Origin of the sequence: Psychromonas sp., assembly GCF_047632955.1 — a bacterium.
Classification (GTDB): Bacteria; Pseudomonadota; Gammaproteobacteria; order Enterobacterales; family Psychromonadaceae; genus Psychromonas.
This window is the reverse complement of sequence record NZ_JBLIED010000088.1, coordinates 1-4,524: the sequence shown is the minus strand read 5'-3', so window position 1 is coordinate 4,524 and position 4,524 is coordinate 1. Positions and strand designations below refer to the sequence as shown.

Sequence of the window (4,524 nt, the reverse complement as noted above, 5' to 3'; positions counted from 1 at the left end):
TTTATCGATACCCTGATAGCTGATGAAAGTGTTGACTACGAGATCATTACTTTTTCAGAAGAATCCCGTCTAGCCTATGATCGCGTTCAACTAAGCGGCTTTTTCTCCGGTAAAACAGCCGATGATTTAGCCCTGACCGATGCGACTTACTATCAGGAAAACGGTATTAAATTTGTGCTTAACGATAAGGTTATCAAACTCGATACCGCCAATAATCAGGTGGTCACAAACAGCGGCCGTGTTGAATCCTACGATAAATTAGTGCTGGCAACGGGGTCATTTCCTTTTGTCCCCCCGATCGCAGGCAATGATAAAGAACATTGTCATGTGTACCGTACTATTGATGATTTAGAAGCAATAACCACCTCTGGCGAAAGCAGTAAAGTGGGTGTTGTTGTGGGTGGCGGTTTATTAGGTCTTGAAGCGGCTAATGCACTGGTCAATCTCGGTTTAGAAACCCACGTGGTGGAATTTGCACCACGCTTAATGGCCGTGCAGTTAGATGACGGCGGTGGTCAATTACTGCGCCGTAAAATAGAAGCATTAGGGGTACAAGTACACACCGAAAAAGCGACCACTGAAATTGTCGATGGTGATAACTGCCGCTACCGCATGAACTTTGCCGATGGCAGCTTCTTAGAAACAGATACAATCGTTTTCTCTGCGGGTATTCGCCCTCAGGATGAACTAGCTCGCCAGTTTGATTTAAAGATTGGAGAGCGCGGCGGTATTGCTATCAATAACCAGTGTCAGACTAATGTTGATAATGTTTATGCTATTGGTGAATGCGCATTATGGGATAACAAAATTTTTGGTTTAGTCGCACCCGGCTACCAAATGGCAAAAGTTGCTGCAGCCCATATCAAAGGTGAATCTCTTGCCTTTACCGGGGCTGATATGAGCACCAAACTCAAATTATTAGGGATTGATGTTGCCAGTATTGGTGAAGTACACGGTCAGACACCCGGCGCGCAGTCTTACACCTACCACGATGAAATTGAACAGGTCTATAAACGTTTGATCGTCTCTGAAGACGGCAAAAAAATCGTCGGAGCGGTTTTAGTCGGAGATGCAGAGGCTTACGGAACATTATTACAACTATTACTCAATGATATGACCCTGCCGGAAAACCCTGCGGTGTTGATTTTACCCAGCACGGGTGATGAACAAGCGAGCGGCTTAGGGGTCGAAGCTCTGCCCGACACAGCCGCTATCTGTTCATGTTTTGATGTCACTAAAGGCGATATTAAAAGTGCGGTGGCAGCGGGTTGTTGCACTATGGGAGATATCAAAACACAAACCAAAGCATCAACGGGCTGTGGTGGTTGTAGCGCACTGACTAAACAAGTTTTGGACAGTGAACTAGCGAGCTTAGGTTTTGAAGTCAATAACGACCTTTGTGAGCATTTTGCCTATTCAAGACAAGCACTCACGGACATTATTCGGGTTAAAAAAATCACTACTTTTGATCACTTACTGGAACATTGCGGCACGGGTTTAGGCTGTGAAATTTGTAAACCTACTGTGGGTTCTATTTTAGCCTCTTACTGGAATGAATATGTGTTGGAAGATACGCATATTGAGTTACAGGACAGTAACGATCTCTACCTTGGTAATATTCAAAAAGACGGCACCTACTCGGTTGTGCCGCGTATCGCAGGGGGTGAAATCACCCCGGATAAACTGATCGTACTCGGTGAAGTCGCCAAGGAATTTGATCTCTACACCAAGATCACCGGTGGTCAGCGGATAGATCTGTTTGGCGCGCAGTTACACGAATTACCGGTTATTTGGCAGCAATTAATCGATGCCGGTTTTGAAACAGGCCACGCCTACGGAAAATCTTTGCGCACGGTCAAATCTTGCGTCGGCAGTACCTGGTGTCGTTTTGGAGTTGACGACAGCATGGCCTTAGCCATCAGGGTTGAAAATCGTTATAAAGGTCTGCGTTCCCCGCATAAAATAAAATTTGGCGTATCCGGTTGTACCCGCGAGTGTGCCGAAGCCCAGACCAAAGATATTGGCATTATTGCCACGGAGAATGGCTGGAATATGTATGTTTGTGGTAATGGGGGTATGCGCCCCCGTCACGGAGATTTATTTGCCACGGGCTTGGATACAGCAACCCTTATAAAATACACAGATCGCTTGTTAATGTTTTATATCCGCACGGCAGATCGCCTGCAACGTACTTCAGTTTGGCTGGAAAACCTGGAAGGTGGATTAGATTATTTAAGAGAAGTGGTGATTGAAGACAAGCTTAATCTCGCCGATGAACTTGAGCTGGAGATGGAAAACAACATTAAAAACTATCAATGTGAATGGAAAACTACGCTGAAAAATCCAGCGAAACTTAAACGTTTCAAACATTTTATCAATAGTGATGATACAGATAATAAGTTGGCATTTGAGCTGGAGCGCGAGCAGCGTATCCCCGCCCAAAAAGTCAATCCACAAACAATCCAAATCGTAGAATTAACGGAATAAGGGGAAGGTTATGAGTCAGTGGTTTAACATTTGTAAATATGAAGATCTTGCTCCTAACAGTGGCATTTGTGCCCAATTTGAAGATCAGCAAGTCGCGATTTTTTTCTGTAAACGTAATCAGGATTTATATGCAGTTTCCAACTTTGATCCATTCTCACAAGCGAATGTGATCTCACGCGGAATAATAGGTTCAGCAGAGGGGGAAACTTATGTTGCATCGCCTTTGTATAAACAGCGCTTTAATTTAAAAACCGGCGTTTGCCTGGATTCACCCGAGCACGCATTACAAACCTATTTAGTGCGTATTGAAGCCGATCAGGTGCAACTGCAAGCGACAAGTTAATCGTTAACTTATAGCTCTTAACCGTGCTCTATACTGCTTAGCAGATAGAGCACAAAAAATTTTTAAAGGAAAGAATCATGGATAAAACATCGTTTAATATATTCTCATTTGCCGGGAAGATGAAAATCCTGCATTTAAGCTGGATGGCCTTTTTTATTACATTTGTGGTCTGGTTTAACTTCGCCCCCCTGCTGCTCGCGGTAAAGGAATCTTTGGGTTTAAGCACCGAAGAGATAAAAACCTTATTAATTCTTAACGTCGCCTTGACCATACCTGCCCGGGTTATTGTCGGTTCATTAACCGACAAATACGGACCGAGAGTCGTTTATTCAGCACTACTGGCGGTTTGTTCTATCCCTTGTTTTATGTTTGCTTTTTCAGAAACATTTTTAGAAGCGGCGATCGCACGTTTTATGCTGGGTTTTATCGGTGCTGGTTTTGTGATCGGTATACGTCTGGTTTCGGAATGGTTTCCACATAACGAACTTGGCACCGCCGAGGGGATCTACGGCGGTTGGGGTAACTTCGGCAGTGCAGCTGCAGCCTTTAGCTTACCAACAATTGCATTATTGTTTGGCGGTGAAGACGGATGGCGCTATGCAACGGCTATCACAGGTCTTATGAGTTTATTTTTTGCCTTTGTATTTTATGCCAATGTTAGCGACACACCAAAAGGCTCTACCTATTTTAAACCTGCAAATTTAACCGCGATGGAAGTGACCTCTAAGGGCGATTTTTTCCTGTTATTAATAATGAAAATCCCAATGTATGCAGCCCTTGCGTTGCTTGCATGGAAATTATCGCCGAGCAATATTGCGATGATTTCCGCTGAAGTGACCTATGCTATTTATAGCGTACTGATTGCGCTGTATATTTACGAATGGTCACAGGTTTGGAAGGTCAATAAATCAATTTTCACTACACCGGTCGCAGAAATTCATCAGTATAAATTCAAACAGGTTGCCGTCTTAAATATTCTTTATTTTGCAACCTTTGGCTCTGAGCTCGCAGTGATTTCAATGCTACCCCTGTTTTTTTCTGAAACCTTTGAATTAACCCCGGTAATGGCGGGTATGGTCGCATCGGCTTATGCATTTATGAACTTAGTTTCACGCCCTGGTGGTGGTTGGATTTCTGATAAATGCGGGCGTAAAATAACCTTAGTTATTCTTACCGCAGGACTTGCCTTGGGATATCTGTTAATGGCGCAAATTACCAGCGGCTGGACGCTCTGGATTGCGGTTGCAGCAGCGATGTTATGTTCATTTTTCGTACAAGCGGGTGAAGGTGCAGTATTTGCCACAGTGCCGCTGATTAAACGCAGAATGACCGGACAGATTGCCGGTATGACAGGGGCTTACGGTAATGTCGGTGCGGTGGTTTACTTAACTATACTTTCATTTGTTGATTACCAAACTTTTTTCTACGTGATTGCCGTGACTGCATTTTGTGGTTTGGTGACCTTATCTCTGATGAGCGAGCCTAAGGGACAAATGGCCGAGCTCAATCCTGATGGCAGTGTTACTATGATTGATGTTAGTCACTAAAAAACGGCGGGTGTTAATTATATTAACGCCCGCTTCCACTACCCTGTCTAAGGAAAGAATGAATTTGAATATCCCTGCCAAGCAACCTAATGACTTACTGGAACTGATTGTAGGGGGAAGCTCTGAAACGGGTAAAAGAGAAGTCAA

General features: G+C 44.0%; 3 protein-coding genes. All 3 read left to right on the top strand.

Features of this window, described 5'->3' with window-relative positions:
- On the top strand, positions 1 to 2,487 hold a 2,487-nt coding region (nirB, locus tag ACJAZP_RS19895; RefSeq protein WP_415232480.1), incomplete at its 5' end, for a nitrite reductase large subunit NirB.
- Between the two features lie 10 nt (positions 2,488 to 2,497).
- On the top strand, positions 2,498 to 2,830 hold the full coding sequence (nirD, locus tag ACJAZP_RS19890) for a nitrite reductase small subunit NirD (protein WP_415232479.1): 333 nt from the start codon (positions 2,498 to 2,500) through the stop codon (positions 2,828 to 2,830).
- A 77-nt stretch (positions 2,831 to 2,907) separates the two neighbouring features.
- Positions 2,908 to 4,377, top strand: a complete 1,470-nt coding sequence (locus tag ACJAZP_RS19885) for a NarK family nitrate/nitrite MFS transporter (RefSeq protein ID WP_415232478.1) — start codon at positions 2,908 to 2,910, stop codon at positions 4,375 to 4,377.
- Positions 4,378 to 4,524: the final 147 nt, after the last annotated feature.

What these genes read in the sequence shown, in the direction of transcription:
- nirD (WP_415232479.1), top strand. Translation starts at nt 2,498, where the DNA reads ATGAGTCAGTGGTTTAACATTTGTAAATATGAAGATCTTGCTCCTAAC.
- ACJAZP_RS19885 (WP_415232478.1), top strand. Translation starts at nt 2,908, where the DNA reads ATGGATAAAACATCGTTTAATATATTCTCATTTGCCGGGAAGATGAAA.